We start from the raw sequence: 13,514 nt of genomic DNA, 5'->3' as shown, positions 1-13,514 counted from the left end.
CTCTCTGCGTACCTCTGCGCTTCCCTCTGCGCCCCTCTGCGTTTAAATTTCCCCCCTCAATTCCCCTCAAACTTATAAGCAACCTTAGCAAGGTCATAAGCCAAAGCACGAGCCATACCATACCCTTCCTCTTCCTCAACCAATCCCCGTGCAACCAATCCAGCCAACCAATTACAAGCTACCCGCCGCCAGACATGATGACGAGCCGGAATCGAAACAAAAGCCCGCGTATCATCATTAAATCCAGCAGTATTATAAATTCCCGCAGTTTCCATAACCTGATTGAAATAACGCTCCATACCATTTACGCTGTCATGAAACCACCAAGGCGGCCCGAGCAATACACTGGGATAATGACCAGCTAACGGAGCCATCTCGCGGCTATAAGTGCTTTCATCCATCCCAAAAATGATTAAATGGAAGCGGCGATCGCTACCATAAGCTGACAACAATGGGCGTAAATTTTCAGTCCATTCGATTTTTACGGGAATATCAGCACCTTTATCAGCTCCAAATTTCTCAAATAAAGCCGGGTTATGGTTACGCATCACACCGCAATGCATTTGCATCACTAACCCATCTTCCACACTCATCCGCGCCATTTCCATGAAGATATGACCGGTAAAATTTTCAACATCACCTGGATTCAGCTTGCCGGCTAATGCTCTGGCGAAGATAGCTTCGGCTTCTTGGTCAGAAAGGCGTGTGGTATAAGGTGTAGCTGCACCTTGATCGGTAGCTGTCGCGCCCATTTTCTTAAAGAAAGTTCGACGTTCTTCGAGAGCTTGCACAAAATTGGCGTAAGTGTTAATTTCTCTACCGATACTGCTTTCCAACTTGCTAAGATTTCCGCGCCAACCAGGGGCATCTAGATTAACTACTGCATCAGGGCGAAAAGTTGGTCTAATTTGAGTAAAACCTTCTTCGTGGAGCGATCGCTGATTCTCTAGATGATCGCTGGCGGCATCGGTAGTACAAAGCACTTCGATGTTAAAGCGTTTAAACAAAGCACGAGGGGAAAACTCTGGTGAAGCTAACAAACCTTCTAGATCGTCATAGATACGTCCGGCATTGCGAGAATTTAAAGGTTCATCCACCCCAAAGACGTTAGTTAGTTCCTCTTTCAGCCACAACCCAGATGGAGTACCTTGGAATAAATAAAAATGGTCGGCGAACAATTGCCAGATTTTACGATGGTCGGTTTCTACTGGCGAACCATCATTGGTTGGTATGCCCAAAGCTTGCAGAGATACGCCCCGACTATAGAGCATCCGCAATAGGTAGTGGTCAGGAATAATCAATAATTCTGCGGGCGAACCAAAACGGGCTGCGGGATTAGCTAACAAAGCTGGATCTACGTGTCCGTGTGGGCAAACTAAAGGTAACGCAGATATGCTATCAAAAAATTGATGGGCTAGTCGTCTTTGAGCTGGTTCTGGAGAAAAGCAGCGATCGGGAGATAAACCCGGTTTTTTAGTTAACATAATTTTTGTATAAATTGTTTTGAATTTTAAATTGTTAATAATGGTGCACTGCTACCACGCTTTAATAGAAAAGGAGATAAAACGCGGTTTTCCACAGTTTTTTCTTCTATTAAATCGAGTAACATTTGCATGGCTATGCCACCAATTTCTAACATGGGCTGGCTGATTGTGGTCAGCGCTGGCGTAACGTAACAACCCAGAGCAATACCATCAAATCCGACAAGGCTTAAATTTCGCGGTACTAAAATACCTAATTCTTGGCAAGCTAACAGAGCGCCAATTGCTACCATATCGTTGTAACAAAATATGCCTGTAACTTCTGCGGCCAATAGTTTAGACAGCATATTTTGTCCGGTGTTCACGTCGCTGGTTCTGGTATTATACTCGTCACTAATTGAAACCCAATCAGTATTTTGTGGGATACCAGCTTCTGCAAGGGCCATTTGATATCCTTCTAGGCGCTGCTGGTTCGATCTGCTGCGATCGCTCACACCCAAATAACCAATAGCGGTGTGTCCTAAACTAATTAGATGCTCTGTCGCTAATTTAGCACCTAAGCGATCGTCTATTGCTACTGAATGAAATATTTCTGATTGGTCTTCAGTCTGACTATTAATTAAAACTGTTGGTACAGCAATTTGTGTGAGTTGTTTAGTATGCTGTTTACTAATTCGCGAGTCAGCTATTAAAATCCCGTCCACCCTACGGCGATGAAAAGTATCAATAGCTGCCATTTCTTGCTCAAAATCTCGGTGTGAAGCACTCAACAAAACACTCAAACCCGCTGGTTTGGCTATCTTCTCGATTCCTTCTACCACCTCAGCGTAAAAGGGATCTGAAATTGAAGTTACTACTACACCAATAGTATTAGTACGTTTATTTTGCAAACTTTGAGCAATAGCATTCGGCACATAACTCATCTCCTCTGCCAGTCGCTTAATTTCTTCTCGCACTTTTGGGCTAATGAGAGCGTTATCTCGCAAAGCGCGTGAAACTGTAGAATGAGAAACCCCTGCTCTGCGGGCAATATCTTCAATTGAAATTCTTCGTTTATTCATTATTTTATTTGAGCTTTTAATTATTGCACACGTGTGCATTTGTATGTATTATAGAAAATAATCGTCATTTGTCAAGAGATTTGAATACAACTGACATTTTGCATAGCAAGGAGTTAAAAATCCTCACTTTCACCTCCGTCAATGATTACAACTACAAGTTACAAATCACAAATTCCGAATTCCGAATTAGTTGAACTTTTATTAAGAAAAAAATGATTATTATCGTCATGGGTGTATCTGGTTCTGGAAAAACCACTATCGGAAAACTACTAGCAGACTCCTTAGAATGGGAATTTAGCGACGCTGATACTTTCCACTCGCCAGAGAATGTTGAGAAAATGCGGCGCGGTATTCCTCTGAGTGAAGAGGACAGAATGCCTTGGTTACAAGATTTGCAAACAGCCATCAAGCATTGGCTGCAAGAAAATAAAAATGTAGTGCTGGCGTGTTCGGCTTTAAAAAATAGCTATCGGCAATTTTTGGTAGTGGATAGCGAACGCATCAAGCTAGTTTACCTCAAAGGGTCTTACGAGTTGATTCAAAAACGCTTAAAAGAGCGTAGCAATCATTACATGAGTGAAAAACTACTCGATAGTCAGTTTTATACACTTGAAGAACCAGTAGATACTCTATCTATGGATGTTGCACAGCCACCCCAGATAATTGTCCAAAACATTAGAACTGCTCTAGAAATTTAGCTGAGTGGTGACAACCGTAATATTAAGATTAATCACGTATCTAGGAAAACACGAATTTTTGGCAACTAAATCACATCAGATGTAAGTCTAAAGAAATATCAAAGCAAGCAGATAACTGTAATGGTAGGAGAAAAGTAGTGTTTATAAGATTAGCGCAACAGCATCAGCAATTCATCCAAGACTTAGTAATGAACCTGCAAGCCTTGACAATTATACTTGAGCGGCGTGGCTATACTGCCTCTTGTTATACATGCGGCGAGCAAATGAACAGTGCTTCATTTATGGTTAGCCTGAAAGAAAAGCACCTGATTCGGTTTTTAGTGTCTGATTACGGAATTACTTGGATGGAATTGTGGGACGATCGCGAATTAATGAAGTTGGAGGGTGCAGAAGCGATCAACCAACTACAAGAGTTGGCTAATATTGTCAAGCATTCCACTGCCATACAATTAATAAAATAGTTAACGACTCCCTTAGCTGAGTTCGACAAAAAAATTAACAGAGGTTTTGCACACGTGTGTAAAACAAAAGAGATTATATATAATCAAAGGCTTGTGTACACGTATGCACAAGCCTTTTCAAAAATCTATCCAACACAAAAATCAGCTATAGAGGCGTAGCGATATGCTGACGCTGCGCGATCGGGTGCTGTGGTAGCAGGTTGTCGCTACCCAGAAGGCATCAAAGTCTCTGAAAAGTAGACCTCTTGCAAAAGTAACTTTTGCATTCTTGGGGGAAAGGGACTCATCTTTATTGGGAAAAGGGTTTTTATTAGCCCTTTCCCCTTTACCCCTTACCCTTTTCCCCACAAATGCCAAGAAGTCTCTGAGAATTAATTAGCGATCGGATCGCATCAGTGCTTTGTCTTAACTCCGATCCAAACTGGAATAAATTAGGCTAGGCACAGGTATGCAAAGACGAAATGAAACTTAACACCTATTTTTGCACACGTGTGCAAAAATAATAAATAAGTCTAATACAGGTTTTGCACACCTGTGCATAATAGAGTGCGAAAGTACGATTTAACAAATACAATATCGACAACTAGGAAGATATGTCTCAAACTCTAAATAATGCCATTGCTCAAGTTCAAAACAATCCCTTACGTTCGCTAGAAGAATGGGAACAAGACTTACTTAATCGCTATCCCGATCCAGATAACATTGTTAAAGAAGGTAAAACCACCGAAGAGTACAGGAATTACGAAACTACTATTAGATATACAGTAAAAGAATTTTATCGGTTAAATCATATTAATCAAACATATAATTTTGTGCTTCAAAAAGAAAAAGAGTTTTTGAAGTTTGATAAAAAAGAAATGTCTGTTTGGGATGCGGTCGAATTTTTGAATCAGTTGGTTGATGATTCCGATCCTGATACTGACATGGATCAGTTACAACATCTATTGCAAACATCAGAAGCTATTCGCGCTGATGGTCATCCTGACTGGATGGTACTTACTGGCTTCTTTCACGATATGGGGAAAGTGCTTTGTCTGTTTGGCGAACCTCAATGGGCTACCGTAGGGGATACTTATCCTGTAGGTTGTGCATTTTCTGATAAAATTGTTTTCTCAGAATTCTTTAAAGAAAATCCTGATTATAATAACCCCGATTACAACACTAAATATGGCATTTACGAACCTAACTGTGGATTAAGTAATGTACACATATCATGGGGACATGATGAGTATTTTTATCAGATGATGAAAAACTATTTGCCCGAACCTGCATTGTATATGCTTCGTTATCACTCATTTTATCCTCAACATCGTGAAAATGCCTATGAGCATTTGATGGATAAACACGATCGAGAAATGTTTAAATGGGTACGTTTATTCAATCCCTACGATTTGTATTCCAAAAACCCTATTCCTCCTGATTGGGAGAAAATAAAACCATACTATGAAGATTTGGTGGCTAAATATTTACCGACAACATTAAAGTTTTAAACTGTTAAAAGAAGATGCAATCTTCTATTTTTGATGGGAGAAAGTAAGAACAAAAATTAGTATGCAAACTTTCTTTATCCCTAATCAAGCTTAAAAACATTATCTTGTTTACTCTTTTATTGCCTGCATGTAATAAAAGAGGAATAACAAATAAATACACTTGTCAAGCTGATGAAAGTTGATTTGAAAAATCTAACCAAAGGATGTTTACATTTTCCGAAATTCCGTACTATCAATCAAAAAGCTCTCTACTCTAATGTATCTTTTCTGAAGGAGATTGATTGAGAAATGTTAACGTTTTTAACATCAATCATAATATGGAATAGCCTAATTTATCCGAATGCTTTGGAATCAAGACTTTGAGTTCTATCGAAAGATTTAAACACTTTACAAATGTAAAGTTCGATAAACAAATTAATTTTTTTTACTGGGTCGGGATAAAATGAAATAAATTCAAAACAAATAAAGACTTATAAGTTTAATAAAACTAATTTTGGGAAGTTTCACTTAAAAGCTACTTTCAGGCTATGCACTACGAAGTAATTTTACTCAAAAATAATGTAAATATTTGAAGTAGTGTAATCTTCGTAAGTTTGCTTTAAAAATAAAACATTTGGGTTCGTGAAACTAATAGCAATAACTCCCATTAAGTCAAATAACAAGCTTTTTTGAGTTTCAATTCCAAAAGTTAGTAGTAACGCTAGGTTAAGTCTAAGTTTTTCAGACCTAGTTTATCTGGTTATGACCTTTATCCAATTTAAATCAGTTGTTAGAAACAGAGGAATATGAATAAAATTTCGCTCATAGCTGGTATATTAGGTTTTGTAGTTGTTGGTTGCACAAATGGCGCTGAAAATGGTAACACTGCTACTAATACTACTAACAAGGCTACTAATATAAGCGCAGAGAGTCTTAGTACTTCAAATAGAAAATTGCAAACAATCGGCGTCGCTTTGGGTGACTTAGGCAATCCTTTCTATAATGCTGTGCAGAAGGGGACTGAGACAGAAGCTCAAAAAATCGGCGGTAATATCAGAGTTAATGCGGTTTCCAGTGCCTTCGATTTGAACCAACAAACCAACCAAATCGAAAATTTTACAGCTGCAAATACTGACTTAATTATCCTCAGCGCTGTTGATAAAAAAGGAGTTAAACCAGTTATTGACCAAGCAAGGCTTGCAGGTAGAGTTGTTATTGCATTAGATTCAGCCGTTGATGCAGATGTGGATGCAATGATTAGTTCCAACAATACCCAAGCTGGTGAGGTTGCTTGCCAATATATTGCCGATCGCCTCAAAGGTCAAGGTAATGTAGTCATCCTCAACGGTACCCCGATGGATTCAATAAATCAGCGCGTAAGTGGCTGCGAGAAGTCATTGTCCAAATATCCTAATATCAAACTCATCTCTAAAGAACAAAACGCAGAAGGATCTAGGGATGGCGGACTCAGAGTCATGAGTGATTTGCTTACAACCTTTCCGAAAATTGATGCCGTTTTTGCCACGAACGATCAAAGCGGTGTGGGTGCAGATTTAGCTGCTAGACAAGCAAAACGCAATGAATTTTTGGTGTTGCATATTTGCGGGATGAATTAGGCTTAAAGGGTGACAAAACCGTCATGGAGGTAATGAAGTAATAATTTAATTGAAAGCCTAAGCATTTCCTCTGATTTGGAATAACACAAAGTCTTACGATGGAGGCGAGCCAAATAATGTCTTAATCTTGTATTTTCTCCTTCAACTCTCGTCATATATGTTTTCTTAACAATATGATCTCCATGATCAATAAAACATGGATAAACCGGGTATCCATCTGTTACATAAAAATAGCTTCTCCAACACTTGATAATCTTCCATAACTTTTCAAAGGTTTTTGCACTACGGTCTCCTAATACCCAGGCGAGAATTCCCGAATAGCTTTTATTTACTGCCGTCCAAATCCATTTCTTGTTTTTTTTTACCAACAAAAGTTTCCAATTCATCCACTTGGGTTACTTCAGGAATTTCAATACTCGGCGGTGCATCAGGTAAGGGGTCTGCGGCTTGTTTCACCCATTGAATTACCGTATTATGGTTAACTCCTGTTTGTCGCTCAATTGCTCGAAAACCTGTACCATTAACATACATTGTCAAACATTGTCTCTTAATTTCATCTGAATAACCTCGCTTTGAATATGATTCTACAAATTGGCGATCGCATCGCACACAGATGTAGTTCTGCTTACCACGACGATGCCCGTTCTTACGTATATGAGTAGATGCACAATTAGGACAGTTCATCCCTTAATTATGCAACACCGAATTTTTTATTGTTGGGGTTGACGGATCGCCAGATGCAACCAAAGCAATGGAAGACAAAAATGGTGTATTTGCTGCAACTGCTGCTCAAAATCCCGCAGCAATGGCTCAAAAAGCAGTTCAGATTGGAAATGATATCATCCAGGGCAAAAAACCTGAATCATCTGAGATTCTGATTCCAGTTAAGTTGGTGACTAGAGAGAACCTTAGCAGCTACAAAGGCTGGTAATACTAATTTGTAATTCGTAATTCGTAATTTATATTTACAACACATAGAAAAGGCTTGATATAGGAGGGTTGCCATACTTTACTCTGTTTTTTGAATACATCGTTTCTAAATTTGGTGTAAGTAAGAATGACTTTTAGGAGATATATGAATGTAAAAAAGATTTCGCTTACTTCTGGGGTTGCGCTTCGCGTAATCGCAGCTAGCATATTAGGTATCATTAGTGGTAGCCTTGTCGGCTGTACAAATAGTTCTCCCAATGACAACACTGCTACTAACACTGATATTAAACCAGCTATCAATACTAGTGCAGAAACTAAAATTCCCAGTGGGAATAAAAAGTTGCGATCGGTTGCCTTCACCGTTGGCGATTTAAGTAACCCTTTCTTCGTTGTTATGGGAGAAGCAGTTGAGGCAGAAGCGAAGAGAATTGGCGGGAAAAATGTCAATGTGATTATAGCTTCTAGTGCCTATGACCTTAACCAACAAGCCAATCAAATTGAAAATTTTACGGCTGCAAATACTGACATCATTGTTTTGAACGCTGCTGATAAAAGTGGCATTAAGCCAATAGTTGAAAAAGCAAAACAAGCAGGTAGAATTGTCATTGCCGTAGACACAGGTGCTGAGGGAGGTGTGGATGCCACCATCACTACTAATAATACCCAAGCTGGAGAAGTTAGTTGCAAATATATTGCTGACCGCCTCAAAGGTAAAGGCAATGTAGTAATAGTTAACGGCCCGCCAGTAGATTCGGTAATTCAGCGTGTTAGTGGCTGCGAGAATGTATTGTCTAAATATCCCAATATCAAAATTCTCTCTAAAAACCAAAATGCAGGCGGTAGTCGGGATGGAGGACTCAGAGTGATGACTGATTTGCTGACAACCTTTCCGAAGATTGATGCTGTTTTTGCTATCAACGATCCGAGTGGAGTTGGCGCAGAACTAGCGGCTAATCAAGCACAACGTAAAGAATTCTTTATTGTTGGGGTTGATGGTGCGCCAGAAGCAATCACTGCGATCGCTTCTAAAAACAGTTTATATGCTGCAACTGCTACTCAAAATCCGCGAGGAATGGCGCAAAAAGCAGTTCAAGTTGGCAACGACATTTTAAATGGGAACAAACCTAGCAATCCTACAATTTTGATTCCAGTTAAGTTGATTACAAAAGATAATGTCAGCACAGAAAAAGGCTGGTAAATAATAAAAATTGTAAATTTACAATGCAAATTATTTCTAATCTGAGTTGAGTCTTTTGGTGCATTGACAGACTTTTTGCACATAGCCATGATGTATATATATGCATTTGCGAAAAGTTCTAAATTTTGGAAGACGACGTTTAGAAGTTTCCAAAATAGCGATCGCTTTTTAAAACATGATTTTGTGATGATTTTAATTTCACATCAAGCAAGTGTGAGTTCATCGATTTCTAACTCACGATGCAATTTAAAAATTGTTTTTAGAGGTTCTGCTCATGACAACAAATATTAAAACCTCATTTCCTGATACACCAACCACCACCCCTGTATTAGAAATGCAAGGGATTACGAAACGATTTCATGGTGTATCTGCGCTCCAAAATGTCAATCTGACGATTTATTCAGGAGAAGTTCACGCCCTCATGGGTGAAAACGGAGCAGGCAAAAGCACATTGATGAAAATCCTGGCTGGGGCTTACATTGCCGATGAAGGAGAAATTCGCATCAATGGTCAACCCCTGAAAATTACCGATCCGGCGACAGCACGCAAGGCGGGAATTAATCTTATTTATCAAGAACTGAATGTTGCACCAAATTTAACCGTTACCGAAAATATGTTTATGGGTAGCGAGTTGCGGCGAGGTCAGTTTTTAGACCGCAAAGCTATGCAACTGGAAGCAGAGCAAGTGCTGGAAAGTCTTGGAGCCAATTTTACAGCCCAGACTATAGTTGGTACATTATCGATCGCAGAACAGCAGCAAGTGGAAATTGCCAGGGCGCTGAAGGATAAAAGCCGCGTTTTGGTGATGGATGAACCAACAGCAGCACTATCTGACCGCGAGAGCGACCATTTATTTGAGGTAATTCGCAAACTACGCAATGATGGCATTGCGATTATCTACATCAGCCATCGGATGGAAGAAATCTATGCTTTAGCTGACCGGATTAGCGTACTGCGCGATGGTCAATATATTGGCAGTCTGACACGCAGTGAAATTTCTCCACAGCGATTGGTGCAAATGATGGTCGGTCGCTCCATGCAAGACTTTTACGAACATCAACGGCAAATGAATCCTGGGCCAGTAGTGCTGGAAGTCAGAAATATGAGCGATGTCCGTCAGAAGATTGAGCCGGCTAGTTTTGAACTTCATGCGGGGGAAATTCTCGGTTTAGCGGGGCTGGTTGGTGCCGGACGCACAGAACTATCCCGGCTGATTTTTGGTGCTGACCGCAAAGCCAGTGGTGAAGTATTTTTGAATGGCAAAAAACTAGAAATTAATTCGCCCAGTGATGCCATTGCTGCGGGAATTGGCTACGTCCCAGAAGACCGCAAAGATCAAGGTTTATTTCTGGAGATGAGCGCCCGCAAGAATATTGCCATCAACACACTCAAGGAGGATGCAAAGGGTGGAGTTGTTGACTGGAGTTCAGTTAATCGGCTGTCAACAGATGCGGTAGAAAACTTTAATATCCGCCTAGCCAATTTGGAAATCAGAGCATTGGATCTTTCTGGTGGTAATCAACAGAAGCTAATGCTAGCGCGCTGGTTAGCCATTAAACCGAGAGTCTTGATGTTAGATGAGCCAACACGCGGCGTAGATATCGGTGCTAAAAGTGAAATTTACCGAATTATGAGCGAATTAGCAGCGCAAGGTGTTGCTATTTTAATGGTTTCCAGCGAACTATCGGAGATTGTCGGTATGAGCGATCGCGTTTTAGTGATGCGAGAAGGACAACTGGTAGGCGAACTGGACGGCAGTCTTGGCAAAGAAATCACCCAAGAAAAGATTATGCATTTTGCAACTGGAGCATCGGAGGTATCAGCATTATGAGTCAGACAGTCAGACCGCCTGCCAATAAATTAGCCAACAATCCCGCAGCTCGCAACCGGAAATCAATCAGCACTCTGTTGGAAGTTGCGGGTATTTTGCCAATTCTAGTAATTATCTGCATCTTATTTGCCTTCCTTTCTCCCAACTTCCTCACAGGCAGTAACATCGTCAATATCTTGCGTCAGTCATCAATCAATATTGTGCTGGCCACAGGAATGACCTTTGTGATTCTCACCGGAGGGATTGACCTTTCAGTTGGGTCAATATTGGCTGTTTCTGCCGTAGTTGCCTTACTGGTATCGCTGCTGCCGGCTTTAAGTTGGGCGGCCGTGCCTGCTGCGTTGCTGGCGGGATTACTTTTAGGCTTAATCAATGGCGCTCTCATCACCTTTTTGGATGTGCCACCTTTTATTGTCACATTAGGTTCACTTACAGCCTTGCGGGGTGTTGCCTTTTTAGTTGCCAAGGGAGCAACGCTGATTAACCCAGACATAAATTTTGCTTGGGTGGGTAATAATTATGTCGGCCCCCTACCGTGGCTAGTAATCATTGCGCTACTGACCGTAATCGCTAGCTGGTTTGTGCTGCGACAAACTGTTTTGGGAGTGCAGATATATGCTGTTGGCGGTAACGAACGGGCAGCCAGATTAACAGGGATTAAAGTTAATCGCGTGTTGCTATTCGTCTATGGTATTAGCGGATTACTGGCAGGTTTAGCAGGAATCATGAGCGCCAGCCGTCTTTATAGTGCCAGTGGCGTATTAGGTCAGGGTTATGAATTAGATGCGATCGCAGCTGTTATTCTAGGTGGAACCAGCTTTACAGGCGGTATTGGCACCATTGGCGGCACTCTTCTCGGTGCATTGATTATTGCGATTCTCAACAACGGTTTAACTCTGTTGAACCTATCTTACTTCTGGCAACTAGTCGTCAAAGGCCTAGTAATTATTTTGGCAGTAACGATCGATCGGTTACGCAGACGTTCTAGACGGTAAACAAGCAAGGGAGCAGGGGGCAGGGGGCAGGGGAGCAGGGGAGATGAGGGAGATGAGGGGACAAGGGGATAAACAAAACTCCTAACTCCTAACTCTTAACTCATTACTCATTACTCAGCACTCCTAACGCCCAATGCCCAATTCCCCATCTTCAATAATAAATATATAAACTATGACCTCCACTACTACTCGTCGTAAAGCCAGCACGTTTTATGTAATTTTGATTGCTGGTGCCGCTGCCCTCGGCGGGTTTTTATTCGGTTTTGACACTGCTGTAATCAATGGTGCGGTTTTATCTTTAGCAAAAGCTTTTAATACCAGTAGTTGGGTGACAGGGCTGGCAGTGTCCCTAGCGTTGCTGGGGTCTGCGGTAGGAGCCTTCTTTGCCGGACAGATTGCAGACCGTTATGGTCGAGTCAACGCAATGGTGGTCGCTTCGGCATTGTTTACTATCAGTGCCATTGGCTCTGGAATAGCCTTCACAATCTGGGATTTTATCTTTTGGCGATTATTGGGTGGGATTGGCATCGGCGTTGCTAGCGTCATTGCGCCAGCTTACATTGCCGAATGTTCTCCCACCCATTTGCGAGGAAGGTTAGGATCTCTGCAACAATTAGCGATCGTAGTCGGAATTTTCGTTGCCTTATTGAGCGACTACTTTATCGCTGTGTCAGCAGGTTCAGCAGACTCGCCGTTTTTGTTTGGGGTTCCAGCTTGGCGCTGGATGTTTTGGACAGCAGTCCCGCCAGCTGTATTCTACGGGATGGTAGCTTTAACAATTCCTGAATCTCCCCGTTATTTGGTTGCCAAAGGACGAGAACCAGAAGCTGCTAACGTTCTGACCAAGATTTTAGGGGGTGACGTACTGCCAAAAATCGAAGAAATTCGGCAGACAGTGCTTCGCGAACGCCAACCCAGGTTTTCTGACCTCTTAAGCAGAAGTGGCGGACTGCTGCCAATTGTTTGGATAGGAATCGGCTTATCTGTATTACAGCAATTTGTTGGGATTAATGTAATTTTCTACTACAGCAGCGTTTTGTGGCGAGCTGTCGGCTTTTCCGAAAAAGATTCCTTATCAATCACGGTGATTACAGGAGCCGTCAACATTATTACAACATTGATTGCGATCGCCTTCGTAGATAAATTTGGTCGCAAGCCTTTACTCATACTAGGGTCGATTGGCATGACCTTGACCTTAGGGACGATGGCTTATCTTTTTGGCCATGCTCCCCTCGATGCTGCTGGAAACCCCAATCTTACAGGCAGCGCCGGCACTATAGCTCTGATTGCAGCCAACTTCTATGTATTTTGCTTCGGTTTCTCTTGGGGACCAGTGGTTTGGGTGCTGTTGGGAGAAATGTTTAATAACAAAATTCGAGCCGCCGCACTTTCGATTGCTGCTGCTATGCAATGGGTTGCTAATTTCCTCGTTTCCACAACATTTCCTCCGATACTGCAATATTTCGGTCTAGGTTCTGCCTATGGACTCTATACAATTGCAGCAGCTACTTCATTCTTTTTCATTCTCTTTTTTATTAAAGAAACCAAAGGGATTGAGTTAGAAGATATGTAATTTGTAGTCTCATCAAGTCTGATTTTGTTACGAGTTTTAAGGTAAGAATTCACAAGTCAAAATTCCGAATTCAGAATAGTTAAAGAATTAGGAGAAAATTGGATACATAAATGTACTATAGCGTTTCCCGACCTACTGAGGTACTGAGTAAATCACTAATAAAATTAGGTAAGCCTCTGCGTACCTTTGCGTTTGACTCTG

The 13,514-nt window shown here is 41.3% G+C and carries 11 protein-coding genes and 1 pseudogene; 9 read left to right on the top strand and 3 right to left on the bottom strand.

Features of this window, described 5'->3' with window-relative positions:
* Positions 1-56: 56 nt before the first annotated feature.
* On the bottom strand, positions 57-1,484 hold the full coding sequence (gene uxaC / locus NSTCB13_RS05640) for a glucuronate isomerase (protein WP_448271652.1): 1,428 nt from the start codon (positions 1,482-1,484) through the stop codon (positions 57-59).
* A gap of 26 nt (positions 1,485-1,510) precedes the next feature.
* Complete coding sequence (locus NSTCB13_RS05635; RefSeq protein WP_448271651.1) at positions 1,511-2,542, bottom strand: LacI family DNA-binding transcriptional regulator; 1,032 nt, start codon at positions 2,540-2,542, stop codon at positions 1,511-1,513.
* Positions 2,543-2,754: 212 nt separating this feature from the next.
* Here NSTCB13_RS05635 and NSTCB13_RS05630 point away from each other — a divergent pair, with 212 nt between their 5' ends.
* From NSTCB13_RS05630 to NSTCB13_RS05615, 4 genes are all read left to right on the top strand, one after another.
* Positions 2,755-3,240, top strand: a complete 486-nt coding sequence (locus tag NSTCB13_RS05630) for a gluconokinase (RefSeq protein ID WP_445628697.1) — start codon at positions 2,755-2,757, stop codon at positions 3,238-3,240.
* 137 nt (positions 3,241-3,377) lie between these two features.
* Entirely contained in the window at positions 3,378-3,701 is a 324-nt protein-coding gene (locus NSTCB13_RS05625; RefSeq protein ID WP_445628696.1) for a DUF1815 family protein, read from the top strand.
* Between the two features lie 593 nt (positions 3,702-4,294).
* Positions 4,295-5,191 (top strand): inositol oxygenase family protein, encoded by an 897-nt coding sequence (locus NSTCB13_RS05620; RefSeq protein WP_448271650.1) that lies wholly within the window; start codon positions 4,295-4,297, stop codon positions 5,189-5,191.
* Between the two features lie 785 nt (positions 5,192-5,976).
* The gene (locus tag NSTCB13_RS05615) at positions 5,977-6,786 is read left to right on the top strand and encodes a substrate-binding domain-containing protein (protein ID WP_448271648.1); all 810 of its coding nucleotides are present in this window, start codon (positions 5,977-5,979) and stop codon (positions 6,784-6,786) included.
* 116 nt (positions 6,787-6,902) lie between these two features.
* Here the strand turns inward: NSTCB13_RS05615 and NSTCB13_RS05610 are convergent.
* A pseudogene (locus NSTCB13_RS05610) lies at positions 6,903-7,470 on the bottom strand (IS1 family transposase); the annotation flags it as partial.
* Between the two features lie 67 nt (positions 7,471-7,537).
* On the opposite strand from NSTCB13_RS05610, the gene NSTCB13_RS05605 reads away from it, so the two are divergent.
* The 5 genes from NSTCB13_RS05605 to NSTCB13_RS05585 all read left to right on the top strand — a co-directional run bounded on the left by NSTCB13_RS05605 (position 7,538) and on the right by NSTCB13_RS05585 (position 13,313).
* Positions 7,538-7,717, top strand: coding sequence for a hypothetical protein (locus NSTCB13_RS05605; RefSeq protein WP_448271647.1), 180 nt, complete (start codon positions 7,538-7,540; stop codon positions 7,715-7,717).
* Between the two features lie 144 nt (positions 7,718-7,861).
* Complete coding sequence (locus NSTCB13_RS05600) at positions 7,862-8,914, top strand: ABC transporter substrate-binding protein (RefSeq protein ID WP_448271646.1); 1,053 nt, start codon at positions 7,862-7,864, stop codon at positions 8,912-8,914.
* Between the two features lie 274 nt (positions 8,915-9,188).
* Positions 9,189-10,745 carry a sugar ABC transporter ATP-binding protein gene (locus NSTCB13_RS05595; protein ID WP_448271645.1) on the top strand — a complete coding sequence of 519 codons (1,557 nt, stop codon included), beginning with the start codon at positions 9,189-9,191 and terminating at the stop codon, positions 10,743-10,745.
* Positions 10,742-11,740: an ABC transporter permease subunit gene (locus tag NSTCB13_RS05590; RefSeq protein WP_448271643.1), complete on the top strand. Its 999-nt coding sequence runs from the start codon at positions 10,742-10,744 to the stop codon at positions 11,738-11,740. The genes NSTCB13_RS05595 and NSTCB13_RS05590 overlap by 4 nt, the downstream gene beginning before the upstream one ends.
* A gap of 172 nt (positions 11,741-11,912) precedes the next feature.
* Complete coding sequence (locus tag NSTCB13_RS05585; protein WP_448271642.1) at positions 11,913-13,313, top strand: sugar porter family MFS transporter; 1,401 nt, start codon at positions 11,913-11,915, stop codon at positions 13,311-13,313.
* Positions 13,314-13,514 lie beyond the last annotated feature (201 nt).

The organism is Nostoc sp. DSM 114160 (assembly GCF_053470305.1).
The sequence above is the reverse complement of the archived record's forward strand: the minus strand, read 5'-3'. Positions and strand labels throughout refer to the sequence as shown.